Origin of the sequence: Paenibacillus sp. P46E (assembly GCF_001909095.1) — a bacterium.
In the GTDB taxonomy this organism is placed as follows: Bacteria; Bacillota; Bacilli; order Paenibacillales; family Paenibacillaceae; genus Paenibacillus_AQ; species Paenibacillus_AQ helianthi.
The window spans coordinates 21,424-47,202 of the sequence record NZ_LVYZ01000036.1 but is presented as its reverse complement, the minus strand read 5'-3'; the positions used below and the strand labels follow the sequence as shown (position 1 = coordinate 47,202).

General features: G+C 46.7%; 24 protein-coding genes. 12 read left to right on the top strand and 12 right to left on the bottom strand.

Annotated features, from left to right (window positions below):
• Positions 1-102 precede the first annotated feature (102 nt).
• From A3849_RS12185 to A3849_RS12175, 3 genes are all read left to right on the top strand, one after another.
• Complete coding sequence (locus tag A3849_RS12185; protein WP_074111663.1) at positions 103-1,074, top strand: AraC family transcriptional regulator; 972 nt, start codon at positions 103-105, stop codon at positions 1,072-1,074.
• 342 nt (positions 1,075-1,416) lie between these two features.
• On the top strand, positions 1,417-2,031 hold the full coding sequence (locus A3849_RS12180) for a (2Fe-2S)-binding protein (RefSeq protein ID WP_083613471.1): 615 nt from the start codon (positions 1,417-1,419) through the stop codon (positions 2,029-2,031).
• 96 nt (positions 2,032-2,127) lie between these two features.
• On the top strand, positions 2,128-2,943 hold the full coding sequence (locus A3849_RS12175) for a DUF975 family protein (RefSeq protein WP_218619231.1): 816 nt from the start codon (positions 2,128-2,130) through the stop codon (positions 2,941-2,943).
• Between the two features lie 277 nt (positions 2,944-3,220).
• Here the strand turns inward: A3849_RS12175 and A3849_RS12170 are convergent, their stop codons facing one another.
• The 7 genes from A3849_RS12170 to A3849_RS12140 form a co-directional block, all read right to left on the bottom strand.
• Positions 3,221-5,134 carry a serine hydrolase domain-containing protein gene (locus tag A3849_RS12170; protein WP_143191794.1) on the bottom strand — a complete coding sequence of 638 codons (1,914 nt, stop codon included), beginning with the start codon at positions 5,132-5,134 and terminating at the stop codon, positions 3,221-3,223.
• 277 nt (positions 5,135-5,411) lie between these two features.
• Positions 5,412-7,475: a methyl-accepting chemotaxis protein gene (locus A3849_RS12165; protein ID WP_074111659.1), complete on the bottom strand. Its 2,064-nt coding sequence runs from the start codon at positions 7,473-7,475 to the stop codon at positions 5,412-5,414.
• Positions 7,476-7,794: 319 nt separating this feature from the next.
• Positions 7,795-8,229, bottom strand: coding sequence for an OsmC family protein (locus tag A3849_RS12160; RefSeq protein ID WP_054940383.1), 435 nt, complete (start codon positions 8,227-8,229; stop codon positions 7,795-7,797).
• Between the two features lie 17 nt (positions 8,230-8,246).
• Entirely contained in the window at positions 8,247-8,993 is a 747-nt protein-coding gene (locus tag A3849_RS12155; protein ID WP_074111658.1) for an amino acid ABC transporter ATP-binding protein, read from the bottom strand.
• A gap of 19 nt (positions 8,994-9,012) precedes the next feature.
• Entirely contained in the window at positions 9,013-9,657 is a 645-nt protein-coding gene (locus tag A3849_RS12150) for an amino acid ABC transporter permease (protein WP_074111657.1), read from the bottom strand.
• A gap of 42 nt (positions 9,658-9,699) precedes the next feature.
• The gene (locus A3849_RS12145) at positions 9,700-10,521 is read right to left on the bottom strand and encodes a substrate-binding periplasmic protein (protein ID WP_074111656.1); all 822 of its coding nucleotides are present in this window, start codon (positions 10,519-10,521) and stop codon (positions 9,700-9,702) included.
• Between the two features lie 20 nt (positions 10,522-10,541).
• Positions 10,542-11,168: a TetR/AcrR family transcriptional regulator gene (locus A3849_RS12140; protein WP_074111726.1), complete on the bottom strand. Its 627-nt coding sequence runs from the start codon at positions 11,166-11,168 to the stop codon at positions 10,542-10,544.
• A gap of 218 nt (positions 11,169-11,386) precedes the next feature.
• Between A3849_RS12140 and A3849_RS12135 the strand changes: the two genes are divergently transcribed.
• Genes A3849_RS12135 through A3849_RS12115 form a run of 5 tightly spaced genes read left to right on the top strand, consistent with a single transcriptional unit; the run spans position 11,387 to position 15,614 of the window.
• Positions 11,387-12,052: a Crp/Fnr family transcriptional regulator gene (locus A3849_RS12135; RefSeq protein ID WP_074111655.1), complete on the top strand. Its 666-nt coding sequence runs from the start codon at positions 11,387-11,389 to the stop codon at positions 12,050-12,052.
• Between the two features lie 29 nt (positions 12,053-12,081).
• Positions 12,082-12,870 (top strand): ABC transporter ATP-binding protein, encoded by a 789-nt coding sequence (locus A3849_RS12130; protein WP_074111654.1) that lies wholly within the window; start codon positions 12,082-12,084, stop codon positions 12,868-12,870.
• Positions 12,854-13,618, top strand: a complete 765-nt coding sequence (locus A3849_RS12125) for an ABC transporter permease (RefSeq protein ID WP_256700748.1) — start codon at positions 12,854-12,856, stop codon at positions 13,616-13,618. Before A3849_RS12130 ends, A3849_RS12125 begins: the two co-directional genes overlap by 17 nt.
• 37 nt (positions 13,619-13,655) lie before the next feature.
• Positions 13,656-14,681 (top strand): ABC transporter substrate-binding protein, encoded by a 1,026-nt coding sequence (locus A3849_RS12120; RefSeq protein ID WP_074111653.1) that lies wholly within the window; start codon positions 13,656-13,658, stop codon positions 14,679-14,681.
• A gap of 15 nt (positions 14,682-14,696) precedes the next feature.
• Positions 14,697-15,614: an MBL fold metallo-hydrolase gene (locus tag A3849_RS12115; RefSeq protein ID WP_074111652.1), complete on the top strand. Its 918-nt coding sequence runs from the start codon at positions 14,697-14,699 to the stop codon at positions 15,612-15,614.
• 140 nt (positions 15,615-15,754) lie between these two features.
• Here A3849_RS12115 and A3849_RS12110 read toward each other — a convergent pair whose 3' ends face one another.
• Positions 15,755-17,344, bottom strand: coding sequence for an ABC transporter substrate-binding protein (locus A3849_RS12110; protein WP_306010702.1), 1,590 nt, complete (start codon positions 17,342-17,344; stop codon positions 15,755-15,757).
• A 242-nt stretch (positions 17,345-17,586) separates the two neighbouring features.
• On the opposite strand from A3849_RS12110, the gene A3849_RS12105 reads away from it, so the two are divergent.
• Positions 17,587-17,964, top strand: a complete 378-nt coding sequence (locus A3849_RS12105; RefSeq protein WP_074111651.1) for a PilZ domain-containing protein — start codon at positions 17,587-17,589, stop codon at positions 17,962-17,964.
• Between the two features lie 64 nt (positions 17,965-18,028).
• On the opposite strand, the gene A3849_RS12100 is transcribed toward A3849_RS12105, so the two are convergent.
• From A3849_RS12100 to A3849_RS12085, 4 genes are all read right to left on the bottom strand, one after another.
• Complete coding sequence (locus tag A3849_RS12100) at positions 18,029-18,670, bottom strand: hypothetical protein (RefSeq protein WP_256700747.1); 642 nt, start codon at positions 18,668-18,670, stop codon at positions 18,029-18,031.
• A gap of 94 nt (positions 18,671-18,764) precedes the next feature.
• A complete protein-coding gene (locus A3849_RS12095) occupies positions 18,765-19,499 on the bottom strand; it encodes a helix-turn-helix transcriptional regulator (RefSeq protein ID WP_074111650.1) in 735 nt (244 codons plus the stop codon).
• Between the two features lie 303 nt (positions 19,500-19,802).
• Positions 19,803-20,582, bottom strand: a complete 780-nt coding sequence (locus A3849_RS33315; protein WP_083613470.1) for a hypothetical protein — start codon at positions 20,580-20,582, stop codon at positions 19,803-19,805.
• Between the two features lie 136 nt (positions 20,583-20,718).
• Positions 20,719-21,681 (bottom strand): EamA family transporter, encoded by a 963-nt coding sequence (locus A3849_RS12085; RefSeq protein WP_178382665.1) that lies wholly within the window; start codon positions 21,679-21,681, stop codon positions 20,719-20,721.
• Between the two features lie 330 nt (positions 21,682-22,011).
• On the opposite strand from A3849_RS12085, the gene A3849_RS12080 reads away from it, so the two are divergent.
• From A3849_RS12080 to A3849_RS12070, 3 genes are all read left to right on the top strand, one after another.
• The gene (locus tag A3849_RS12080; protein WP_256700746.1) at positions 22,012-22,794 is read left to right on the top strand and encodes a hypothetical protein; all 783 of its coding nucleotides are present in this window, start codon (positions 22,012-22,014) and stop codon (positions 22,792-22,794) included.
• 14 nt (positions 22,795-22,808) lie between these two features.
• The gene (locus A3849_RS12075; protein ID WP_074111649.1) at positions 22,809-24,497 is read left to right on the top strand and encodes a vWA domain-containing protein; all 1,689 of its coding nucleotides are present in this window, start codon (positions 22,809-22,811) and stop codon (positions 24,495-24,497) included.
• A 96-nt stretch (positions 24,498-24,593) separates the two neighbouring features.
• Positions 24,594-25,733 carry a toxic anion resistance protein gene (locus tag A3849_RS12070; RefSeq protein WP_074111648.1) on the top strand — a complete coding sequence of 380 codons (1,140 nt, stop codon included), beginning with the start codon at positions 24,594-24,596 and terminating at the stop codon, positions 25,731-25,733.
• Positions 25,734-25,779 lie beyond the last annotated feature (46 nt).

The following is a 25,779-nucleotide window of genomic DNA, read 5'->3' as shown; positions in this document are numbered from 1 at the left end:
AATTGTTGGCTTCAACCGGGAAAAGGATCTCTTATCCCAGTGGCTCGGGGCATCAGATGCATGTATTTACGAGCAGCTGTATATCAGAAGTGGTGACAGTGAATGATCAGTAAGGATGTAATACCGCCTACAGGAAGATTCGGACAGATTGACCAAATGTGGTTCAGGCTTCGAAGCATCACACAGAACGATAGTCCCAAGGGAGAGTGGTCACTTCGGCTGCAATTTCTTGAATCGCATTTACTCTTCATTCCAATATTTGGCCGAGGTTGGATAACGGTAGATGGAAAATATGCTGAACTCAGAGCAGGATTTGTGTTTGTTTGCCTGCCAGGGCAATTGATCGAAGCCCGCCTAGAGGGTTCAGGAGACCAGAGGTTATACCTTCTTCGGTTTGATGTATTTGGTCAGAGTGATCTGCCTGAAGATCAGGAACAGTCAAGCTCATCAGAGCTTCATATCCCCTTCCCCTGGATAGGAGAAGCAGCGATTGCATCAACTATAACTTACAGCAAACACTGTGAGGCCATCGCCGCTTCCATGGAAAACATGAATCCCTTGCGGCGGCTGTATGCCCAGAGCGGATTCTATGAGCTGCTGTATAGTCTGCTGAGCGATGTCGGCCAGCTGGAGCTGAGCAATACAGACGCTGTGATGGAGCGGGTCAAGACATATATTGAGCAACATTACCGTGAAGAACTCTCCATCCGTCAGCTGGCAGGCGAGGCAGGCACCAGCGAAAGGCATTTCATCAGACTGTTCAAACAGAAATATGGACTCAGCGCGATTGAATATCTGACCGAATACCGGATCAGACAAACAAGGAGCCTTATGCTGCCGCAAACGAATTATGAATTGAAGGATATTGCCGCTTACGTCGGTTATAGGGACATCCCTTATTTTCGACGCAAATTCAAGCAAATTACCGGTGTAGCTCCGGCAACATTCATGCGAAACGCCAAGCTGAAAATTGTTGCTTACCATAGCAGCCTGATTGGGGTATTGCTTACCCTGAATATTATTCCCTGTGCAGCTCCGGCTGACCATCCTTGGACTGAATATTACCGCCGTTAATATGAGCCTGGTGCGGTACTTCCTTTTGCCCAAGATGAGAAAATCAGAATACAGCAGCTCGCCCTCCTCCATCCTGATTTTATTCTGGGACTGGAGCAATCGCTAAGTCCGGACATTCATCAGCAGCTTCAAGAGCTTGCCCCCACTTGTCTCGTGTCCTGGCTCCAAATGGATTGGCGGACGCAATTAAGATTCATCGGAAAATGCCTCAACAAGAAAAATACTATTGGGAGAACGTTTCTTCATCTATTCGGAAGCTGAGGAGAATGCAGTGGTTACTTTTTCGCTTACCGAATTAAGCCTGCCTGCAAATGCTGAGCATTTACTCAAACATATACTTCCATGCTCGGAACAGATGACAAGCGTCTAGCAGCCGCCATCTTTTGCAGCTGGTACGCAGGAATTTGCGGGGCAAAGTCTGCTCTACTCACCGCTGCACACCCGATGGCTCATACCTTGTGTCTGAGCAACATGTCTGTACAGCTCATCCGCACTGAGGGGTTCCCTGTATTCTCCTTTCATGTCCATGCAAATCGGGACGGCTTCTGCCACAAAAATGTTTCAGGGAAAGAATTAATAGATGAGCTTAGTTTGTTCTATAGAAATGATATCAGACCGATTATTCTTGCTCTTGCCAAAGCCGCACAGACTAAAGCAGTAATGCTATGGAAGCATATTTATAATCAGCTATATACCTATATGGAAGAGGAAGCCCTGAATGCAACAGGTGACAGCACCCGCAACCTTATCATCGAGCAATTCAAAGCTATGACCTGGGAACTTGAACCGGAGGCACTCGGACTTCCCCGCAATCCGTTCCGCATCTTGCCCAGATTCAGAACCGACCGCAACCCTCCACACAACACTATATCTATTAAGACCACCTGCTGTCTGGCCTATCAGCTTAGACCGGATCATGGATACTGCAGCAGCTGTCCTATACTGCCACCGGAGTAAACAGAGCTACTGGCAAATAGTCTATAGGATGAGACCGCTGCTCATGTGGTTTATTTTGTGCGAATGGCATTTAACTGTTTCTTTTTGGCATAATCTATGGTATCTATTGTAAGTCGAAGAACAAAATGCAAAGCAAAGGGAGATGTTTTGATGTGGGATCGTAAGGAAATAAAGCGAAGGGCTAAGGATGTGCTCCGAACCTCGTATTGGAAGGCTTTTGTGGTGAGCTTAATACTGGTTTTGCTTGGAGAAGGCATGGGTATCCCAAGCTTAACTCAAAGAATGGGTTCCTCGTCATTTCGTTCAGAATGGTCGAACTCCGTTCATGACATGGATTGGGGGTTTTTAGGCCCCTTCCTTGTTATCGCATTATTCATTGTTGGCATATTTGCAGTAATTGGAATTGCATTTCATATCCTGATCGGTTCTCCTCTCACAGTAGGTTCATTGCGTTACTTCAAGCAGGCCGCTGAGGGTGAAGTCCGTATGGGCAATATCGGCTATGCGTTTGATAAGGAACGGTATTGGGCTATAGTTCTAACTATGCTTTGGAGGGATTTTTTGAATTTCTTATGGTTCCTGTTACTGATCATTCCAGGAATAGTAAAAGCCTATGCATATAGTCAGGTACCTTACATCCTTGCAGACAATCCGAATATCGGATATAACCGTGCAGTAGAATTAAGCAAGCAAATGACACAGGGACATAAGTTCCGCATGTTTGTGCTTGATCTGAGCTTTCTTGGATGGATTCTGCTTGGCCTGCTGGCACTCGGCATCGGTGTCATTTTCGTTCAGCCCTACATCTATGCCACGAAGGCAGAGCTTTACTTGGATTTACGCCATACTGCGCTTACATATAAAATAACAACAGAATATGAACTCCGGCTAGCACCAACACCCTATTTTTAGAATCGTATCCGCTAGCTTGCTGCTGATGAATAGACAACATGAAGAGCCCGCGCTTGGCACGGGCTTTTGGTGCTGGGATTGTACAGATGTACAGACTGGTATGAATTTCGCAATCTCATCAAAAGTCCCTCTCGGCGGAAAGCGCACCGTTCGACCAATTCCTCCGTTAAACCAGCAATATTAAAAAACCTCAGTCCCATTGAATTCAGGACTAAGGCAGCTTAAGGATCTATTATTTACGCTGACTACTTGACGGGGTGCAGTCAGAGCTGCAAGCTTAACTGTAGAATTGCCAGAATACGAGCAGGCTCACCAGAACAACCGTCATCGCCCCAGGAAGAATAGCCGACCACATGTCACGAGCAGTTGAAGCAGACCGCTTTTTCTTCTTCAATACAAAAAGTGCCGCCAAGAACAATATCGCCAGTCCAGTCAGACCATAGTTAACCAAAATATGCGGATACACTTCGGTATAGGCACGCTCATTATTGCTGAGCATCCTCAATGCCAGAACCAGATTGTTCACCACAATGCCGGTTCCCGATAAGGTTAGGACAACCACCAGCTTGCGGCTGGCAGCACGAGTAGCATCATATGTTCTGGCTCTCCGCTTGTTCAAGATCGTCTGAACCAGCAATACAAACGGGGCGATAATAAAATAGACGACAACCAGAACCGCAAGCGCTGCACTCAAGAGCAGCACCGGCATTGATTTATCGGCAGGCAATGGCAAATAATCAGTCGTATACACCGAGATCGCCTTTACCTTACCATCATTGACTGTTACATGCAGCATGGGCCAGGCATCGAGCGCCGAGTCTCCGCTTACTTTCTCATAGAGATATGGCTGAACCTGCTTATAGCTTCCGTTCATGCCTGCAAGTGACACACGGAGCTGATCCGCTCCCTGCGGCTCAAGCTTCATCAGCGTGAGATAGGGGAATAGATTCATGAAGCCATGTCCAGGGCGGCGCGCAGCCACGAACTCACCTTGAACCTCTGACGCGTCCGGCAGGTCAACTGCATCCGCTTGCTCACGCGTACCCACGATTGCTTTGGTCAGACCATGAACAATATTGGATTCGCTGGCCTGATTGGTCATAATTACGATCGCGAACCGGTCTTCAGGCACGATCTGCAGATTCGTGGCAAAGGCAATCGTATTCCCGCCGTGGCCGAGTGTCCGGTGCCGTCCGGGATATTCCCAGAATCCATGCGCATTACCCGGCATTCCTTCAGCTGAGGTATAACTTTGGGTCAGCATCTTGCCCAGGGTCCCGGGCTTCTCGAACAGAGGGGATTGCTCTCCGGCTGCAGGCAGGAACGCCATCGCAAACTTAGCCAGATCCTCCGCAGTGCCGTTATTGCCGCCATTGGGGTACATGGACATATAATTCCATGATCCCTGCTTAAAGGAACCTTTTCCCTCAAAGAAATAACCCTTAGCTTTATGCTTCAGCAGCTCCGGGCGCTCCTCTACAACAGAATATGCAATGGAATCCTTCATGCCAAGGGGATCGAAAATATGCTGCTGAACGTATTCACGGTAAGGCTGACCGCTGATTCTCTCTACTATATACGCAGCCAGTGAGTTACCATAATTCGAATAGGCTACAGCCTCACCAGGTCTGTATATCTGTGCAGGCTGGGCAAGCTGCAGTCCTTCTTCCAGCGACCGCACTTCGCCAGGGGATTGATAGGCCATATCGAACATATACTCTTCGAATCCGGCATTGTGGTTCATGAGATTAAGCATTGTTATGGGATCATCATATTTCAGCCTGGTTAGGAAATTCTCAGGTAAATAGTTACGAATATCTTCATTCAGGTCAATTTTACCTTGTTCCTCCAGCTGCATCACGGACGTCCATACAGTAAGTTTACTGATCGAGCCCCACTCCATTACCGTATCCGGCGAGACAGGGATCTGCTGTTCCACGTCGGCGTAGCCGTAACCCTTGGACAGAACCACCTGGCCATCCTTCACCATAACAACAGACGCGCCTACGGATTGTTGTCCTATGTACTCTTTTACATAATTGTCGACAAAAGCTTCCACATCGGCCAGTGGAATCCCGGAAGGGGTTGTTGTCCCTGCTTCCCCGCTAACTTTTCCCGCCGTAAATGCTGAGATACTGCTGAACATAAATAATAGTATTGAGAACACAAGTATAAATCCTCTTCTTAACAATAAGACCTCTCCTTTAGTTGAGTAAATTCCTGCAGCTCTCCTATTCTATCAAGAATCCTCACACATAACCGTATAATTTTGTCAAAAGTTAATTTAGGGGGGGATCTCGACGCTACATAATTTCTCCACATACCAAACAGCGGTCCCCGTTACCGGAGAACCGCCGCCCGTTTTGCTCTAATTACTATTTCTACAGATATACACTTCTGGCTATAAAAAAATTCCCTTTAAGTTTACTCGATTCGTAATGATAACAATGGACTTTTATTTACGTGTGCTATTCGACCTGGAACTGATTCAATTCATCCTGTAGCTTTTTCGACAAAAGGCTGAGTTGCTGGGATAGTGCTGCAACATGCTGTATGCTGTCCAGTTGTTCCTGAGTGCTTGCACTAACCTCTTCCGTCGAAGCAGAATTCTCTTCTGTAGTCGAAGAAATCACTTCCAGTGCCTGTAGAATTTCTTCCTTGTGGGTATGAACATTGGAAGTGTTATCGCTGATTTGAATCATGCGTAATTTCAAGCCTTCTAAATCCTTGTTAATACTGAGGAACACCTGCTTCGTAGCTTCTACGGATTTCGCGGTTTCTCCAGCTATTTCAAGGCCCTGCGTTGTGTGTTCAACGGATGCCGTGGTTTTCTCAGCGATATCATGAACCTTTCTGGCGATCTCCTGTGTAGCCCGTGCAGTCTGTTCCGCCAACTTCCGGACCTCTCCTGCCACAACAGCAAACCCGCGCCCCTGTTCTCCTGCACGTGCTGCTTCGATAGACGCATTAAGTGCTAACAGATTGGTTTGTGTGGCAATTTGATGTACCGTGTCTACGATGCCCGATATCTCATTACGGCTAAGATCAATATCTTGAATCGCAGACGAAATCGCCTGTGTGGAGTTGTGATTTTCTTCTGCCCATCTGGATAGCTGATCCAAAACGTCTAATCCTAGTCCGCTTTGGTCTGCAGAAGCTTGCACCATCCCTTCTATGGCTTTGGTATCATTCGTGATTTCGTCGATTTGACCGGATAATGACCCTGTCTTGTGAAGAATCGTATCCGTTTCGATTGACTGATAATTGGTTGCGTTGGCAATCTCAGTAATGGCCATAGCCATATCGTTCATTGTCACAGCCGTTCGGGAAGATATAGATTGCAGATCCTTGGAAGACTGATTTAATACCTCTGCGGAGGCGCCAACCATCTGAATCATATTTTGAATTTTCCGGACCATATTGAAGATTCCGATAGAAATTTGTCCAATTTCATTTTTAGAATTAGCATCGAACTCAACAGTCAAATCCCCGTTTTCCACCCGCTTGATTTTGGCGAGAAGTATAGGTATGGATCTGAGCAGATAACGGAGTGTGATATATGAAAATAAAATGAGCAGGAACGCAGCTGCAGTGAACCCGATAATGGTAAGCCATGTGAATTTCACTAATTCTGAGAGTACTTCATGCTTTGTAATGGTCAACCCTACGGACCACCCAGTATCTTTACTTGTGGCGTACCCGATGTAACGGCTCTCTCCATTGTCGTTAATCAATTCTACTCCGGATTCGCCAGCTAACATTTTCTTTCCGATCCTCCCCAGATCACCCGGGCTCTCGTTAATCTTTTCCTTTAATATTTTAGTCTTATCAGGGTGATACATAATATCTCCAGTTTTTGTGGCGAGAATGGAATAACCTGTGCTGCCAAGCTTATAGCTTTGCATGATAGAAGGAATATCCTTAAACGCTATATCAACTACCACAAAACCGATTATCGCATTATTGTTATCCTTAATCGGGTAAAAAATGCCCATCAACAAAACACCCGTAACAATATCATTGTAAGGATCGGAGTAATACAAGCCGTTTGCTGCGGTTGCCGGTTTGTAATACGGGCGTTGTTCAATATTAAAGGTAGGCTCCGATACACTGCCGTCGTTCAGGATGTAGAAGCCTTTGCCGTTAGTACCTGCTACCCAGGCATCTGCAAAAGCGGGCTCTTCCTTTACAATGGCTGCCAAGGTCTTTGTTACTTCAGCGGCATGCGGAGAAGTTTTGGCCATTCCAGGAGATTCCGTAGTTTCGAGATATTGTTTAAATATATCATTCGTTGACATCTGCTTGACAAGTGAACCCTTTTCCTTAAATAGAGCATCGAATTGGCTTACGATAGCCTGTGTTTTAGTCTGAAGCATGGACTCCTGGTTCTTCACAAGTATGCTTCGAGTACTAGAAAACACAAATGTACCCAAGATGGAAAAGACGACAACGATAATAACTAAGAGAACAATTGATAAAGTATTTGCAATACTTGATAAATTGAATCGTCTGTTCTTTATTTGCTGTGACATTAGACCCCCCCATTTCACTTTTGTGTAATTAGCTCATAATAATATTTCGGATATTTGTCGATTGTTCGATAGAGTAGATTTCGATAATAATTATTTTGATGTCAAATTTTAAGGTTTACAGTTTAAAAATCATATTTTGCAGTTCGTTATATTTTTCCGGGTGTATTTCTATTGTTTAGGTGGTGGAATGCTAGACGCCTTTTACAATAATGAACGGTTATAGACAAAATAAAAAGGCCTTAGTCCCTTAAAATTCAGGAACAAGGCCGCTTAACGATAACTTGATTTTTGATATGAATGGTTCAGTCCAATCCTAGCCTTAGCTTGTTTTCTCCGGTTTCTCTACTTCTACACCATTGAGGATTAGATGGGGGTGAATCTCTGCCTTGAGTGAATCTGAGACGGCACAGTACTTCTCCTCAGCCATCAGGATGGCTTTCCAGAGCCGGTAATCGGGGACATTCCCATCAATATGAAAAAACAGATCAATTGCAGTAAAACCGGAAGGATTCGCTTCCTTGCGGGTTCCATCTGCTTCAATCTCAAGTCGGGTGATTTCTGGCAGGAACCGATCGAGAATCATCGTGATATCGATGCCCATGCAGCCTCCGAGCCCGGCTAGCAGTAATTCCATCGGAGTCATGCCTTCGCCGTTACCGCCATATTTAGGAGTTGCATCCATCCCCACGGAATAGCCGGAAGGACCTGTTGAATCAAACATCCGTTTACCTTTCCAAATGGTCGACACTTTCAATATGTTTACCTTCTTCCTTAAATTTCGTTGATTTGACGCAAGAATCTGCGAGTCCGTTCCTCTTGGGGATCTTCAAAAAACCGCTGCGGAGCCGCCTCTTCAATAATGTTACCATCTGCCATTAAAATGATTTTGGTCGCCACTTCACGGGCAAACTTCATCTCATGTGACACGACCAGCATTGTCATTCCCTCCTGAGCCAGCTCACGCATCACGCTCAGCACCTCACCCACAAGTTCAGGATCAAGCGCAGATGTAGGTTCATCGAATAACATTACTGCAGGTTCCATAGCCAAAGAACGGGCAATCGCCACTCTTTGTTGCTGACCGCCGGAGAGCCGGGAAGGATAGTATTCTTCACGATCTGCCAGTCCAACGCGGTCCAGAAGCTTCCGACCTATTGCTACAGCCTGTTCCTTCGGCAGCTTCTTCACGGTGATCAGACCCTCGATCACATTGCCAAGAGCTGTTTTGTGCGGATATAGATTAAATTGCTGGAACACCATCCCGCTCTGCTTGCGGATATTCCGGGTGGCCTGCTGACGCAAACGTCTGGGCGCAGTGGCATCTACCACAATCCCATTTACTTCAAAGCTGCCGCCTGAGATATCCTCCAGACCATTTAAGCAGCGAAGCAATGTGCTTTTGCCTGAACCGCTCGGTCCCAGGACAACGACAATATCCTGTGCTGCTACCTGTATATTAATGCCCTTCAGCACTTCATGATCCTGAAAATGCTTCGATAAGCCTGTAGTCTTTATCATGTTAACGTCATCTCCATGTTCAATAAGCTTTGGCCAATCTGCGTTCGAACCTCTCCAGGATGAAGGACAGCCCTGTGCTCATAATCCAATACATCACACCGATCCCCAGATAAAAAGGCATATATTGATAATACTGGGCAATGAGGAGCTGTGCTTGACGCAGAAGTTCGCTGACCGTGATTACTGAAACGAGTGAAGTCTCCTTCAGCATACCAATGAACGTATTTCCCATAGGTGGAATAGCAATACGCATGGCCTGCGGCAGCACAATTCTGCGCATCGCCTGCCATGGCGTCATTCCGGTTGAATAAGCAGCCTCTAGTTGTCCCTTCGGAACCGACAGAATGGCTCCACGGAACGTCTCAGACAAGTAAGCCCCGGCATTTACACTGAGCGCAATATAGGCTGCTGTCAGGGAACCAAGCGTAATCCCATAATCTACAAGCCCATAATAAATAATAACAATCTGTACTAGGAGCGGTGTCCCGCGGATGACCGATACATAGAAACGGGCAATCCACCGAATCGGCGGATTCCCTTTGAGACGGGCGATGGCCACCACGAGTCCGATGATCAAACCGAAGAACATAGAGACAATCGTCAACAGTAACGTGTAACCGGCGCCCTTCAGCAAGAAGGGCAGATTGTCGAATACGAGTTGCATAGATACTACCCCCTTCCCGCCATAGGGCGCACGTTCCAACATTTATTTTGCAGGTGTCTCATTGAACCATTTCTGAAAAAGAGTGTCGTATGTGCCGTCTGCCTTCATATCTGCCAAGGCTTTATTCATGGCATCCCGAAGCTCTACATTATCCTTGCGGAGAGCTACACCCGCCATATCGGATTTGATCGGTTCGCCCACCGCTTTAATCTGAAAGCCATTCTCATCCACAATCGGCTTCAAGGCATACAGATTATTAATGGTCGCATCAATCCGTCCTGCATCCAGATCCTTCAGTGAGGTAATGACATCATCATACGTCTTGATCTTGAAATCACCTACTTTTGGCAGCACTTCGGTACGAAGATAGGTTTCATCGTTCGTTCCGAGCCCCACTCCAATCGTTTTCCCTTTGAAGTCTTCCAGCTTCGTGATATCAGTATTTTTGGTATTGACGATGATTTTGACATTGTTGGTGATGTAAGAATCCGTGAAATCAATTTGCTTCTTACGTTCATCAGTTATCGTAACCTGGCTAATCACGATGTCGAATTTCTTCGCTTGCAGACTTGGGATCAGCCCGGAGAAATCCTGAGTTGTGAATTCTGCTGTTACTCCAAGACGTTTGGCAATTTCCTTGGCGATATCAGGGTCAAAACCGTCTACTTCTTTCTTATCATTCAAAAAGGTATACGGCGGATAGGTTCCCATTGTACCGACCTTGATCACGCCTGCTTTTTTAATTTGTTCCAGTTCATTCGATGCCGTAGTTCCCGAATCTGATTTCCCGCCGCAAGCGCTTAGAACCAGACCGAACACAGCCAGCGCTGTTATTGTAACCATAGCAAATTTACGTTTTATCATTATTGTTTCTCTCCCTTTATCTATAGTTTTCCCAACAATCCGTAAAATTCAAAATTGGCCAATTCACTCGCTAATTGCTGTGCCGAGGCCTCTGCAACCTTAGAATGAATGTCTTCAGAGCCAAATAACCAGCGTGAGAGCAAGCCGTCACACATACTCATCAAAAGAGCAGCGCGAAGCTCAACCTCTATACCCTCAGGCAGCATTTGCAGCTCTATCGCTCTTTCTATATTGCGGCGAAAAGCTTGCTCCATTGCATTCCGGGTAGCCGATATACGCTTCCTTATCGTTTGATCGGCTCCATTTCCCATCAGGAGGATCTCCATAAGATGACGGTTCTCTGCGGCGAAATTGAATAACCGGGTGAACAGTGCTTCTGAAGCTTTTACCATATCCGTTATATCTCCCGGATCTTGACGATAACCTTGGGCAATCACTTGCAGCAGCTGTTCCTTGCCCGTTTCTATAATCTCCAGCGCAATGGCTTCCTTGCTCTTAAAGTGCCAGTAAAAGGTTCCTTGCGCTACACCCGCTTCCTGAACAATGTCCGATATTTTCGTCTGATGATATCCCAGCCTGGCAAACTTCTCCAGAGCGATTTGTATCAGCTGAGTTCTGCGATCTATGTTTCCGTTGTTGTCATCTATGGGCAATCCATCTTCCTCCCCCCGATTGATTCGTCAGTCAGTTGTCTTTTTTAAATCCTATAGGATAACTGTGTTATTGTCAATAGATTCTTGATATTTCTTCCTATTGTCAGCTATACGACATTTTTTACGAGTGAACTATGCTAATATACATATATCGCATATGATTACTGTGATTTATTATCCTATAGACTCTGCCGATAAGAGGTGACCTATTTATGAATTCAATTGACAATCCCAGAGATTTATTAGAGAAGCAGCAGATTAAGGAGGTCCTTCTTCGTGTCTTTCAAGAATACGGAACCCCAAAATCCTATAAGAAAAACGAATACATTTTTTTAGAGAATGATCCCGCCAATGCGGTCTTTTATGTAGACACAGGCTTAGTGAAAATCTCACAGTCCTCCCAGGAAGGTCAAGGCATTACCCTCTTTCTTCGTTATGCCGGTGAGATCTTCGGAAATGCGGAGCTGCTGGCGAACCTTCAACGCAAACGATATGCCAAGTGCCTGGTAGACTGTCAGATGATCACTTTAGACGGGCAGATTTTTCTGGATTTAGCCAAGAGCAACGCTGAGTTTGCATACTCTTTAGCGGTTATCGGCGCCCATCGGCTATTGCAGACCCAAAACATGGTTGAGACGTTAATCAGCCGGCCTGTGGCATGGAGATTGGCCTGGTTAATATTCCAGATGGGCACTCGGAAAGATGAGCAGATCCATTTGCAACTGCAGCTCAGTCATGAAGAGATTTCTTATGTTATTGGCTGCAGCAGACAGACGGTCACCGAGACCTTGAATAAATGGCGTGAGAAAGCACTTATTGACTACAACCATAAGAAAATTATCATTTATCATCCAAACCGCTTTTTCACAGATATTTAATGAAGCGCTTGGGTCAGGAAGGTGAGCACGTGATCGAAATCAACAATGTCAGCAAAGTATTCAAGCAGCGGAAAGGAGAACCTTACACGGTACTGGATCAGGTATCCTTCCAAGTGGAACGCGGGCAATTTGTATCCTTGCTGGGTCCCTCCGGCTGCGGCAAATCCACCTTATTAAATCTCATCGCCGGGTTTGAAACTTCGTATGAAGGTTCAATTACTGTCAACGGGCAGAGCATTACGTCTCCGGGCCCCGACCGCGTTGTCGTCTTTCAAGAGCATGGACTATTTCCCTGGTTAACCGTCCTCGACAATGTTGCCTTTGGATTAAAGCAGCGGGGCTTATCCAAAAAAGACCGTTATGAGCTGGCCTATGAGCAGATTAAAGCCGTGCATTTAAGTAAGTTCGTGGAACGTTATCCCCATGAGCTCTCCGGCGGGATGAAGCAACGGGTTGCCATTGCCAGAGCGCTGGTCATGGACCCGGAGATTTTATTAATGGATGAGCCCTTTGCCGCCTTAGATGAGCAGACCCGCTATATTTTGCAAAAGGATCTGGAGGAGATCTGGCAGAAAACACGGAAAACCATCTTGTTCATCACTCACAATATTCGCGAGGCTATACTTCTGTCTGAACGTGTGCTTGTCATGTCTACACAGCCGGGCCGTATTAGGCAGGAGTTCTCCGTTCAGGCCGCCCGCCCTCATGCGCTGGAGGATCCCTTGATTCATTCTCTCGAAACTAGAATTCTGGCAGTTCTGACTGATGAACTGGATAAGATCGTCCAAGGAGAGATTGATCATGAATACAGCATTTAGAAGAATAGTATTTCTGATTATTCTAGTGATTGCTTGGGAGCTGGGCTACCGGATGTTTCAATGGGGCTGGAAATTCCCCTCTCCCATACAGACTTATCAAGCCTTTTACGATGGATTTACGAAGGGGAATTTGTTGGAGGCCACCTTTTCCAGTCTTCGCCGCTTGTTGATTTCGTTTGTGCTTGCGATTGGAATCGGTACACTGTTGGGATTCTTGTTCGCCCGTTTTCGTTATTTCGATGAAACCTTTGGGTTCCTGGTTGTTGCGCTGCAGACCGTTCCCAGTATTGCCTGGCTGCCGTTTGCCATCATCTGGTTCGGACTTAACGATACCTCCGTCATTTTCATCACCACCATCGGCGCCACCTGGACCATGTCTATGGCCAGCCGAACCGGTATTATGAATATTTCCACCATCCACTTACGAGCGGCACGGATGATGGGTACGGGCAGCGGATTTCGGATGTTTTTTCAAGTGATGCTTCCCGCAGCATTTCCTCATCTCATCACCGGGGTTCGTGTAGCTTGGGCATTTGCCTGGCGCGCACTTACCGCTGGTGAGCTTATTGCAAGAGGACTGGGACTGGGCCAGACACTGCAGGACAGCCGCAGCATTGGCGATACAGCAACCATCCTGTGTGTTGTCATTATCATCGCCGTGATCGGCACCCTGTCGGATCATTTGTGCTTCAAAAGACTGGAAGATCGCATTATGCTCCGCTACGGCTTAGATTCAGCCAAAAGATAAGTTGAAATCATCCACTCCAAGGTAAAGGGGAACAATCATGAGAAAATTAACGATCGTCTTGTTACTAGTATTCACTCTGGTCCTTTCAGCTTGCGGAAATAATGGCGGGAACACTTCAGCAACAGATAATCTGACGGTGCATATTGGGCTTTTAAAAAATGTGACCCATGCCCCGGGATTTATCGCCTTGAAGAACGGTTATTTCCAGGATGCCTTCGGGGCTAATGTTAAGATTGAAGTCACGGCCTTTGACAACGGCTCCGACTTCTCCACCGCCATCGCAACCCACCAGATTGATCTGGGCTTTGTGGGTCCAGGTCCTGCAATCAACCAATTTCTGAAGAGTGAGAACTTTCGGATCATTTCCGGTTCGAATAATGGAGGTGCGGTCTTCATTGCCCGCAAAGATTCCGGCATCCATTCCGTGAAGGACTTAGTGGGCAAAACCGTAGCTGTTCCCACCAAAGGCAGCACCAATGAAATCTCGTTGCGTTTGCTTTTAAAACAAGAAGGCTTGAAGGTAACGACGGATACCTCCGGCGTACAGATTATCACCCGTGCTCCGGCAGACACATTGGTTGCCATGCGGCAAAAAGAAGTCGATGCTACCTTAATTCCAGAACCTTGGGGAATACAACTGGTAGAAGAAGGCACTGGCGAGGTCTTGGTCGATTGGGACAAAATCCCGCCCAATGACGGCAACTATCCTTTAACCCTGCTAGTGGCCAGCGACAAATTTATTCAAACGCATCGTGATCTGGCCAAACAAGCAATAGAGGCCAATCTGAAAGGAATTGACTTTATTCATTCACATCCTGAAGAGGCCTATGAATTAATCAGCGCAGAACTCAAGGAGCTCAGCGGTAAGGGTATGGATGTCAAATTAATAAAAGGGGCCTTAAAGCATCTGAATCTAACGGATGAGGTTAATCTGGAGGTCATCGAGAGCATGGCAAAGGTGTCTTTTGACGCTGGATATATCAAGGATATTTCTGAGGATAAGCTCGACTTAAGCAAGTTTATCGATTTATCGCTATTGGATGAAGTGAAAAAGGACAGATAAGGAGGTACAACCTACATGCAAATACAAGATCAGACCAGACAATTACCAAGCTTTCATGAGAACTTAAAAGTTATTTTACTCGGCACAGGCACACCACGGGCATTTCAGGGCCGGGCCAAAGCAGGTGTTGTCGTTCTAGCCGGTGATCAAACCTTCCTGGTGGATTGCGGTGGTGCTACTGTAGATCAGCTACTTAAGGCGGGAGTTATGCCGCAGCGGATTTCAGACATTTTCTTCACCCACCATCACAGCGATCATAACTCGGGATTCTTCGATGTATTCATCTCCAGCTGGCGCACCCATGTCAATGCCCATCAGGTATTTCCGGGGCGCTCAACACCAATGAATGTATACGGGCCTTCCACCACGCAAGAGATTATCAGCAAAATGCGCTTGGGCTTCGATTTTGATGTCAATTTGCGAATTAACTATAACCTCTCTGCTGATGAAGGTGCTAATATTCACTATTTTGAAAGTAACGAAGGCGTTATTTATGAGCAGAAGGGCATTAAGATTACTGCCTTTGAAGTCGATCATAGACCCGTCTATCCGGCGATCGCCTATAAGTTTGAATATAACGGGAAGGCGGTGGTCATTTCCGGTGACACCATTCCCGTTGACAACATGGTTAAATATAGCCGGGGAGCGGATCTGCTAATCCATGAATCCTATAACAAGAAATGGCTGGATGCCTTGATTGAGAAATTCCCGGATCAAGCAGCCTCCCTGTCCAACCCTGCCAAATATCACTCCACGACACATGAAGTAGCTGAAATGGCCCGGCAGGCTGCGGTTAAGCACCTCGTGCTCACCCATCACATCCCTGCGCCGGCAGAAACGGCAGAAGCCGAAGCTGAGTATAGTATAGGCATGCAGGAGATCTATAAAGGTCCCATTACCATGGGGCGTGATTTAATGGAATTTGAATTGTGATATAACATTTAATTCGCGGTCATGTTACAGCTTTTGTAAGGAGAAGGGAAATATTAAACAAAGAGCCCGCTGACTACGAGGGCTCTTTGTGCTTTCAGTATTAGAATAGACGGGAACGGTTTACTTTGTACCTATAAAGATCATTTTCCCGATTTGGCCAAAAATTCATCGATCTGACGCTGTACTTCCGCAATTATTTTGTCAATTCCAGCAGCCTTAACCTGCTTTTGTAGAGTGGCCAGCCCCTTGTCTACATCCTTCACTGTTCCATACTCCAGCGGAATACCGTATTGGAGCATCACATTGCCGACATTCGCAACTTCTGTTTTTACATTGCTGTTATTAAACGCAAAGGTTTCCAGAGGATAGTGATAAACCTCCCCTTCCCACTTGTCGGTTAACGCGTTAGCTTCTTCCGGGAAGGAAGCGTTGTCCCGGTTCAGCGGAGAGTTAAAGCCCCAGTTGGAAAAACCGGTATAGTTGGCGTTCTTTTCAGCGTTCGTGTACTTGTCATCTCCGACTGGATTGTAATGAACGGATGGAATACCGTTCATAATCAGATCATGCAGTTCCTTGTCGTTCTGCAGCAAATCGACCATCATCAATGCCCGTTCGGGATTCTTGGAGGTCGCGTGAATGGCGATTCCGTTCTGCGTAGAGACAGCTACCGATTTTTTCTTGTCCGGCGTAACGTCAGCCAGCGCCAATTCATAAGGTGACTTCTTTTCCCGCATATCGGTCATCAAGGCGCCAAGCGTACCCAGATTGTGTGTAATTGACGCTGCCTTGCCTGCCCGGAACTCCTGCTGATGATCCAGCTTGCTGTTCAAAGCACTCTTCGACCAGGCATTGTTATCGGCCAGATCTTTATAATAGTAGACCAGGTCCTTGAACTCCGGCGTTTCGTATACATTGAACACTTTACCAGTAGGATCGTCGAGCTTGAAGCCAATCGGCAGATCAAAGTCAAGCATATTCCATTCGTTCTGCTGCTTCAGGAGCACCCGGTCCAGATTATGAAGCTTCCAGTCTCCGGTCTCCGGTACAAACGGAGTGACTCCCTTCTCCTTCTCAGCGATGGTCTTGAGGTAGTTAGCATAGGCTTCCGGGCTGTTAATCTCCGGCAGGTTGTATTTCTTGCGAAGGTCCTCCCGGTATAGAATCAGCTTCTCGACCGTTTCTCCGCGGTTCTGAGGCACCATGTAGAGCTTGCCGTTCACCTTCGCTTGGCCCCAGCTGACCTCCGGCATCGCTTTCCAAGTCATCGGAGTGTACTTCTGCAGCATTTCGTCGGTCAGTTCCAGGAAGCCTCCTTTGAGAGCCTGATCGTTGTAGCCTGCCCAGTTCGCAGCGTAAATGAGGTCAAAATCCTCGTTGGCCGCAAGCTTAAGCGGATATTTCTGCGCCCAGTCTGACCAGTCCAAGAACTCGCCTTCTACGGTAGCGTTGATTTTTTCCTTCAGCTTCTTGTTAATCTCCCCGAATACCGTATCGTAGTCGACCGGCTTAGGCCCCACAAAGATCATTTTCAGTGTGACGGGCTGGGAGGTATCTACTGTGCTGGAATCTCCAGCAGCTTTCGTATTGTCTCCCGCCGCCTGAGTTGCGGCAGCTGAAGCTTGCGGCTCCGCCGCGTTCCCTCCGCCGTTACCATTATTGTTCCCACACGCACTTAGCAGCGACAACATTATCACTCCGGACAGCAGTGTCATTCCTCTTTTTTTATTCAACAGATTATGCCCCCCATCAGTATTTGTAATCGTTTACATACACAGTATAAAGAAAAATTTCTCTTCGTAGAATGCAGGCCGTCAACGATTATACATACTTTTGCAACGACTTCTCGTCTGAAGGCTGAAAACCAACAACACTATTACGAATTCTACTGGGGTGAACAAGCTCCTAGCTCTTCACTAATCCTGCTTCTATGTCGATAAATTTAGAATACACATGGAAAAGTATGGAGGAGTATATGAACAGTAACCGCAGAACTGAACCCTTTCGCTACACTCTAAAAGAACCTGCTACATTTGATCTGCATATTCTTACCATTAACGGAATTCCAGTCCCCCCCAAACCCGTAAGTGCCGTACTGTATGACATTAGCCGTTCGGGATGCCGGTTGTCGATTCCTTTGAATGTCAATCCGGACGCAAACCTGGTACGTGTAGGCATGGAGATGGCCCTCTCCTCTGAATCTATGTACATAGAAGGATCATTAAAATGGTATAAGGAGGAGTCTGACACCTTTCACTACGGTATTCAATTGGACATCCCTGAAGCGGACAAGGATCGCCTTCCAAAAATGCTGCGCACACTGGCCGGCGAGGGTAAAATATTGGTTCGTTGAGAGATACAAAAAAGGGGCTGACCCAAAAGCCATTTCACGGCTTGGGTCAGCCCCTTTTTGATCCTTATTTAAACGATACAGATTCCAATATTTTATCCGTTTCAGCTTTTGACTTCTCGTCTACGTAGCTAAGAATGAGGTTAAATGCATACCCGTCAATAATCGTGCTGTAATACTCTTGTGTGACTACAGCAGCTCCAGTATTAATAGAAGCCTTCATCAGGTCCATATCTTTCCCGCCGACTTTAACAGTCTTGATGTCTTCAAATTCATACGGAAGTTTGCTGTCTGTCATCAATTTTTTGGAAGATTCCAGATAGTCCTTCCCTGTCTTAATACCTTGGAGCATACTTACCTTCTCGGCAACTGCGATAGCGGAAGGCCCGCTTTTACCTGAATCTAATGGAAATTCCGAAGCCATCAGCAGGTTCAGCGTTTTGGTCTTTGCCAGATCCAGCATTTTATTCTTGGCTTCATTTCCACCGGCAACCACCTCCTGACCGGCTTCCATAAGCTTCATCATCTGGTCTGCGTTCTGGAAGACCCATTCTTTGGGAAAGTTAAGGGACAACCCGAAATAGTCATTTGTGTATGTACCGCTCTCAGTCACACCTAAGCTAACTTCCTTGTCTTTTCCTCCGCATGCTGTAACCATCATCAGCATTAACACCATTACCATTGATAATAATCCAACTTTTTTCTTCATAATACCCTCCTGATGTTTCTCTCTTTTTTTGTACACCAGAAAAGTTTAACATGTAATGTTATCTTTACCACCTATATAAAACTATAGGCTATGGCTAAAACAATAACATCCGTGTCGCGACAGAAACAGCTTCCGAGCTGGATTGGACCCCCAACTTATCAAAAATAATTTTCTTATGATGATTCACAGTACATTCTTTTATCTTTAATTTTGAGGCAATTGCTTTACCGGTTAGTCCTTGAGAAATGAGCTTGAGTACTTTTAGTTGACGTTCACTCAGTTGTGCCGGAAGCTGCCCAGCAGCCTGGCTTGCAAGCTGAACTTGGTAACTGATCAGCATATCTGCCGGAATCAGCTTGGCAATCGCGATCAGTTCGCTTTTCATAGCCGCATTAATCGTTGAGACATCCAGATAACCAATAATTTCATGACCAACAACTAGAGGCACCGAAAAGCAATGCCAATTATTAAAAAAAGGACTCTCATGATCCTCAGGCGGTAAATACACGGGACAGCCCTGCGCAATGGCCTCTGAAATCGCATTGACCCCGCAGCATTTTTCAGTAAAAAACATCCCTATACGGATAGGAGATTTGCTTACTACACTCTCCAGATTACGACTGTAATCCATCGCGAGCAGAACTCCCTCCTTATCCGTAAGCAGAAATAAATAGGGTCCGGTAAGATGATCCTTAATATTGAATATGCAGTGCTGAAAAACTTCAATTAACAGTTGATCGGAGGTATCTTTTCGGGTAATTTGCTGCGTATTCGATAACAAGTAGTCTTCTTTTTCAAGCTGGCCAGATGTATCGATGGTTGTAATCATTCCAACATTTCTCCTTCCACATAAGAACATCCAGATTCTGGAGGATCCTTTACCCTTATCGGAATAAATGAAAGAAAAATTGAATTTCACAAAATGATGTTCCTTACTTCTGAATCTTTGAATATACGACTTTTGGCACATTGGGCTTAAATAAAAGAGTTATCTCAACTATAAATGGGTTTCCCACCCTATCTACGGGGTCAACAAACACATACAAATAGTTCTTGAAGTCTTCAATAATTCGATAGTTGTTACTTTTATACTATTTTTTCAGTAATTCGTTCAGGAATGGGTTAAATTGATTCAGAGCAGCACCACAGAATTCACGGCTCCCCGCGCACATTGTACCAGGGTTTCGTATAACCGTGCCGATATGGCATTGAACTCCTCCTCCCGGTCATGCTGATAGGCAGAATATGGAGGACTGTCATTCCAGGAACCCATGCCACCGAATACCCAGGCTTTGTAGACTGTATTCAGCAGCATTCGCGCCTGATCCTTATAAATATCCGGTAAGTGAAAAGACAGCTGCGCAGCTGTACCTGTTCCTCTCAGAACACTCATAGCAGGCTCAAAGAAATGGACACTCCAAAAACTTTCCTCTATTGAATTGGCCAAATCTCCAATCTGCCTTAGCGCCACGTCCAGCTTCTCTGACCAAACAGATAATGGAAGGAATTCGCGATCACCTCTCTGTCCATCGTAAAGCTTCTGTTCCGTATAGGTAACTTTCCACTTCGTCCGTGAGCCATACTGATCCATATGCCAATCAGCCTTCCACAAGGATTCACCTGTTGTTCCAAGGGAGGTCACTCCATTGGGCATCCCATTGCTGTTAAGAATACCCGTGTCCCAGGAATTTGCCGAAGGCATACCGTTTAACATAAGACGCCGGCAGCCGTTATTCTTCAGCTCTGCAAGCCACTCGGGCCAGCTCCAGACTTTCCCTCCTCCCTCCTCAATGAATCGCACTTCTATGAATTCCGTATGCTCTAATTCAGTATTAGAGGCATCCGCACCACTAATTAAATTCCCATTTCCCAGCGCTGTAATTAATAACATCTGATGTAACTCACCATTCATATGTACTTCCCCCCGTTATCTCCATCCTCTCATTTCCATGCTCCGTTCATCAACCATTAGTTTCATCCAAAAAAATAGCGCGTACCATCTGATCCCGGTACGCGCTGTTCATGCGGTTTATCTAGACGGCAGCTAGCTAGACCTGTGAAGCTGCCGTGTCGGCCATCCCCCACCGCAGCTTATACAGCTCAGGGAGTACAACCCCAAGGAGTACCAGGACAACCCCGGTCCATTGCAATCCGCTTACCTGCTCATGCAGCACGAATGAAGAGAGCAATACCGCAACCGGAAGCTCGGCAGCCCCGAGAATGCCTGCCATGCCGCCCCCGATATGCGGAACACCAACCGCAAATAATACCGGCGGAATGAAGGCTCCGAACAAACCCAATAAAAATCCAAACACCAGCAGCTGTCCCCACAAAAGTCCGTTGAAAAGGAAGTACGGCGGGAAAATAACGAACAATAGCAGTAAGCCTCCGGTAACCATCCATGCGCTCCGGTACGCCGGATGTGCAGAAGGAACTGCTTTACCGCTGAATATGATGAACATGGAATAACTTACAGCTGATAACAGGCCAAGAGTAAGCCCAAGAGCGTTGAAATGCGCTGCACCCTGATCTATAATTCCTGCTGCAAGCAGCGTTCCGCCAAAGAGGAGCAACAGCGTCAGCAGGGTTACCTTGTCGGGCCGCTGGCGCTTACTGACAGCCTGGATCAGTACACTGATCCAGGTGAACTGGAACAGCAGGATAATGGCCAGCGAAGCTGGAATATAGCGCAGGGACTGGTAATAGACTAATCCTGTTACCACGGTTGGCGCACCAGCCATCATGAGCAGCAGCCGCTGCTTCCAGGTAAGTGCAGGCGATGCCTGCCGAGCTTCAGCTGGCTGGATGCCTTGGCTGCGTTGTTTACGCGTCTGTCTAACCTTTGTATATAATGCCAACAGCCAGGCAAGAATGCAGCCGGTCAGCAGCTGTGTACCGACTACTTCCCCAAGCTGGTACCCCTCTCCGTAAGCCAATACGACGATCGTGGATAGAATCCCGTAGCTCATAGCCCCAATTAATACCGATAACAAATATTTCAAATCTTTCATGTCATATATGCCTCCTGAATCTATTAAATCGGCCGCAATACGCAAATAAACCTAACTCCGGGGACGAGGAACATAGTAGCATGATCCTTGCCATCGTAGTTAGGAAGAGTAGGCTTCCTGTAGAAACCCTCGCCCTGTTGATGCCATAAGGCTGCGAGGTTATACGAGAACAGTATGTAATTATACGCATAACGACTGTTCATATGTTACATGGCAAGTAAGTTGCTGTCAACCCTTAATTCTTAAAATTTAAGGATTCAAATGACTGAGGTTCCGATTGGTACTATTTAGGAGCTAAACCTTCTTTTCTCTGATAAAATGAATCCATAGGTGTCTTGTAAAAATATACCTGCACAGGAGGTGTACATTCTGAACCGTTCTGGACCCGTCAAACTGATCGGACTCATTGCCGGAATTGCGCTGTCGAATATAGCTGTACTTTCTCCTGGTCTGCTTGGTCTTCAAATTGTCGGCGGAAGTACGCTTGAGACCGCTTCAGGCGTTACTCTGTTATTCATTAGTTTGCTTGTTGTGCTGTACGGGAGCTATACCCTCCTCTTCAAGACTCCGGCCACTCACTCTGTGCGCAATTTGCAAACCCGGGATGACTACATCGCTGGGTTGAGCCGCTACCGGAATGTGAAGGCTCTCCAAAACGATGTTCTGCTTGCCCTTGATCAATTGGAGCGGATCGACAAAAAAAAATTCACATTGATGAATGTATTAGGGGAACGGTTTGAGCCCACAGAATTAAGCTTTCGAAAGTTCCAGTCCGTCATTGTTGAGGTTGAAAAGCTACTCTACCTGAATGTGCGGGGGATTCTGAATAAGCTTAGTGTGTTCGATGCCGCTGAATTCAAACAGTTCACCAGCCGGCAAAGGCCGAAGCCCTTCTCCGATACGCTGGTGCAGAGAAAAAACGAGCTGTATCACGAATATTTTGCCCATGTGGCTGGCTATCTGGGTGCAAATGAGGAGATTCTGCTTAAGCTGGATCAGCTGCTCCTGGAAATTTCACTGCTGGATAATACGGACTATAGAGCAGTTGATGAAATGCCTTGTATGAAGGAGCTTAACGCCCTGATCGGGCAGACCAAGCTTTATCAGAATTAGAAAGGAAGATGCACATGGCCGGGAAAGGTAAAAAAGGGATCATACTCGCTGTTATTGCTGCATGCGTATTTGCAATAGTCTACTTCGGAATCACGCTGACCGCAAATTTGGGCAAATCCGATAAGGAGATCTCGGCGGAAGACGCCGGTAAAAAGCTGAACAAACTATACAGCAATATTAATGTAACAGTCGCAGATACCGTAAAGGGGCAAATCGACCTGGACCCCGCAGAGATCGGCGATTCCCTGCCCGATATCTCCAAATTCCCTGTTTCCGTAGTGAATACAACGGATAGCTTCGTGGAAATCTTCTCTTCCACCGAGAAATCCGGGACTGGAAATGACGGGTGGCTGAATGAAGTTGCTACAGCCTTCAATGATGCGAAGATCATGATCGGCGGTAAGCAGGCTTCTGTGAAGATCCGTAATATCGCCTCAGGCACGGCCACTGACTATATACGGTCCGGCAAGTATATTCCCGATGCTTTTACCCCTTCCAACGAACTATGGGGCGAGATGGTCAAAGCAAACGGAACCCCTACCGTGCTTATCTCAAAACGTATAACCGGCAATGTGGCGGGCGTGGTAACCAACAAGAAAAAATATGACGAACTGGTAGGCAAGTACGGCTCGCTGAATGTCAAAACCATAACGGATGCTATCGCAGCAAATGAGCTGTCCATGGGCTACACCGATCCGTTCGCCAGCTCCACCGGACTGAACTTCCTGGTAACCGCACTCAGCACCTTTGACAGTTCCGATCTGCTAAGTGATAAGGCAGTGCAGGGCTTTGAGCGGTTCCAGGCCAATGTTCCGTTCATCGCCTCGACCACACTGCAAATGCGGGATGCGGCTAAAACAGGAGCACTGGATGCTTTTGTTCTAGAGTATCAAACCTATGTGAATGCACCTGATCTGAAAAGCGGTTATGTCTTCACTCCGTTTGGTGTACGTCATGACAGTCCGCTCTATGCGCTTGGGAATTTACCCAAGGAGAAGCTGGACATTATCAAGAAATTCGCCGAATTCACTGAGCAGGACCGATATCAACAGCTGGCTTCGGACAAAGGCTTCAACGGCCTGAATGAGTACGTCTCTGAACTTGCCCCTATTGAAGGCAGCCTCCTCTCATCAGCCCAGAAGCTCTGGAAAGAGAAAAAGGACGGCAGCAAACCGATTGCAGCAGTATTCGTTGCGGATGTGTCAGGAAGCATGGCCGGGGAACCACTCAATCATCTGAAGGAGTCGCTGCTCAAAGGACAGAAATTCCTGGGTAAAGACAACAGCATTGGCTTTGTCTCCTACTCCAGCGAAGTGACTATTGATCTGCCCATCGCCAAATATGACACCAATCAGCAGTCCATGTTCGTAGGGGCCATTAAAAGCCTGCAGGCTACCGGGGGCACCGCTACGTTCGACGGAATTATTGTCGCCATGAAAATGCTTCAGGACCATATTGCCTCAAATCCCGATATTAAGCCGGTGATCTTCGTCCTCAGTGACGGTGAAACGAATGAAGGGCATTCACTGGATGAGATAAGAGGCTTAATCGAGACTTATAAAATCCCGGTCTACACCATAGGCTACAATGCGAACATCAAGGCGCTGGAGAGCATCTCCAGCATTAATGAGGCAGCAAATATCAATGCGGATACGGATGATGTTGTGTACAAAATCGGCAATCTGCTCAACGTACAAATGTAGCCCGGCTTACCATTCGAGCATAAACATACGAAGCAAGTAAAATTGCGCAGAGTATTGGAAGAAGTACAGCTTCAAAAAACTTTTAGGGGGCTAGTTATGTCATTTACCATGGAAATCCCGAGTACGGATACGCTCAAAGCGGTTATTGAAGAACAAGTACAGCCGGAACCTGCAGAGGTTTCGCAGCTGAAGGAGTTGGCCGCGAGCAATGTAGCAAGTATTCTCGGCCTGGATATAGATTCTCTGGAAAAACGGAGGTCCGTGCTGCAATCGATCGACACGTTCGGAATGAATACCATGCGATCCTCTTCCGATAAAAACTCCCTGCTTCAAGTGTCCGTAGGCAATCTGTCCAAAACTGGTGATGAAGGCGGCCAGGTCGCCAAGGGATTAACGGAGCTCCATTTGCAGTTAAAGGATCTGGATCCGAGCGCTGTCGATTTTGCTAAGAACGGGATTCTGGGCAAATTCTTCAATCCCCTGCGTACGTATTTCGCCAAGTACCAGAAAGCAGACGCTGTCATTTCCGATATCATCCAATCCCTGGATAAAGGCAAATCCATTTTGAAGAACGACAACACCACCCTTGAGATTGAACAGCAGACCCTGCGGGAGCTCACCAAAAAGCTGCAAAAGGAAATTCAGCTCGGCATGCTCATGGACCAGGAAATCGAACATCAGATTGAAGCTGCCAAGGTGCGAAGTGAGTCCGGGGACAAAATCAGGTTCATCACCGAGGAAGTCCTCTTCCCTCTCCGTCAGCGGGTCATGGATCTGCAGCAGATGCAGGTAGTCAATCAGCAAGGCATCATGGCTATTGAAGTAGTCATCAGAAATAATAAAGAACTGATCCGGGGGGTTGACAGAGCCCGAAACGTAACCGTATCTGCACTCAAAATTTCCGTCACCGTCGCAAGCGCACTATATAATCAAAAAATCGTGCTCAAAAAAATTGAGCTGCTGAATCAAACGACAGACAACCTGATCAGCGGCACCTCAAAAATGCTTAAAGATCAAGGTGCAGCGATTCAGAAACAATCGATGGAAACCACCATCTCCCCGGACACACTGAAACAGGCCTTTACCGACGTGTTGTCCGCCCTGGACTCCATTAGCACCTACAAGCAGGAGGCACTGCCGAGAATGCGGGAGACCATCCATCAGTTCCGCGAACTCGCCGATCATGGCGAGCAGCAGATCCAGCGTCTGGAGAAGGGCAATTCGCTTGGGTTATAAGCCGATTTGAGTCTGCCAATCTATCATGATAAACTAGTTCCCGACC

What these genes read in the sequence shown, in the direction of transcription:
- A3849_RS12185 (WP_074111663.1), top strand. Translation starts at nt 103, where the DNA reads ATGATCAGTAAGGATGTAATACCGCCTACAGGAAGATTCGGACAGATT.
- A3849_RS12180 (WP_083613471.1), top strand. Translation starts at nt 1,417, where the DNA reads ATGCTCGGAACAGATGACAAGCGTCTAGCAGCCGCCATCTTTTGCAGC.
- A3849_RS12175 (WP_218619231.1), top strand. Translation starts at nt 2,128, where the DNA reads ATGGTATCTATTGTAAGTCGAAGAACAAAATGCAAAGCAAAGGGAGAT.
- A3849_RS12165 (WP_074111659.1), bottom strand. Translation starts at nt 7,475, where the DNA reads ATGTCACAGCAAATAAAGAACAGACGATTCAATTTATCAAGTATTGCA.
- A3849_RS12155 (WP_074111658.1), bottom strand. Translation starts at nt 8,993, where the DNA reads ATGATAAAGACTACAGGCTTATCGAAGCATTTTCAGGATCATGAAGTG.
- A3849_RS12150 (WP_074111657.1), bottom strand. Translation starts at nt 9,657, where the DNA reads ATGCAACTCGTATTCGACAATCTGCCCTTCTTGCTGAAGGGCGCCGGT.
- A3849_RS12145 (WP_074111656.1), bottom strand. Translation starts at nt 10,521, where the DNA reads ATGATAAAACGTAAATTTGCTATGGTTACAATAACAGCGCTGGCTGTG.
- A3849_RS12135 (WP_074111655.1), top strand. Translation starts at nt 11,387, where the DNA reads ATGAATTCAATTGACAATCCCAGAGATTTATTAGAGAAGCAGCAGATT.
- A3849_RS12125 (WP_256700748.1), top strand. Translation starts at nt 12,854, where the DNA reads ATGAATACAGCATTTAGAAGAATAGTATTTCTGATTATTCTAGTGATT.
- A3849_RS12120 (WP_074111653.1), top strand. Translation starts at nt 13,656, where the DNA reads ATGAGAAAATTAACGATCGTCTTGTTACTAGTATTCACTCTGGTCCTT.
- A3849_RS12115 (WP_074111652.1), top strand. Translation starts at nt 14,697, where the DNA reads ATGCAAATACAAGATCAGACCAGACAATTACCAAGCTTTCATGAGAAC.
- A3849_RS12105 (WP_074111651.1), top strand. Translation starts at nt 17,587, where the DNA reads ATGAACAGTAACCGCAGAACTGAACCCTTTCGCTACACTCTAAAAGAA.
- A3849_RS12100 (WP_256700747.1), bottom strand. Translation starts at nt 18,670, where the DNA reads ATGAAGAAAAAAGTTGGATTATTATCAATGGTAATGGTGTTAATGCTG.
- A3849_RS12095 (WP_074111650.1), bottom strand. Translation starts at nt 19,499, where the DNA reads ATGATTACAACCATCGATACATCTGGCCAGCTTGAAAAAGAAGACTAC.
- A3849_RS33315 (WP_083613470.1), bottom strand. Translation starts at nt 20,582, where the DNA reads ATGAATGGTGAGTTACATCAGATGTTATTAATTACAGCGCTGGGAAAT.
- A3849_RS12085 (WP_178382665.1), bottom strand. Translation starts at nt 21,681, where the DNA reads ATGAAAGATTTGAAATATTTGTTATCGGTATTAATTGGGGCTATGAGC.
- A3849_RS12075 (WP_074111649.1), top strand. Translation starts at nt 22,809, where the DNA reads ATGGCCGGGAAAGGTAAAAAAGGGATCATACTCGCTGTTATTGCTGCA.
- A3849_RS12070 (WP_074111648.1), top strand. Translation starts at nt 24,594, where the DNA reads ATGTCATTTACCATGGAAATCCCGAGTACGGATACGCTCAAAGCGGTT.